The sequence below is a fragment of the Paraburkholderia sp. SIMBA_054 genome (assembly GCF_046534875.1).
Classification (GTDB): Bacteria; Pseudomonadota; Gammaproteobacteria; order Burkholderiales; family Burkholderiaceae; genus Paraburkholderia; species Paraburkholderia hospita.
Genome location: NZ_JAWRXV010001487.1, coordinates 1 through 243, shown reverse-complemented (window position 1 = coordinate 243; position 243 = coordinate 1). Strand labels below are relative to the sequence as shown.

1 protein-coding gene is annotated in these 243 nt (G+C 70.4%); it reads right to left on the bottom strand.

Annotated features, from left to right (window positions below):
* A partial coding sequence (locus tag SB822_RS59980; protein WP_410859494.1) for a hypothetical protein occupies window positions 1–243 on the bottom strand: 243 nt, incomplete at both ends.

The following is a 243-nucleotide window of genomic DNA, read 5'->3' as shown; positions in this document are numbered from 1 at the left end:
GCCCATCGCGCGCGAGCCTTCCGGCACCACGGTGGAGGTATTGTGCGGACAGCCGGAGCAGTAATGCGGCACGCGCGGGAACTGCGCGCGCGGCATGGCCATCTCCGCCTCCTTGGCGTCCATCCAGCGCAGCCGCTGCTCGATCGAGTCGGTACTGAAGAAGCGCTGGATGCGGCGGCCGATCACCGCGGCGATGGTGGCCGGGGTGAGTTCGCCGGTGGACGGCAGGATCCACTCGCCGGC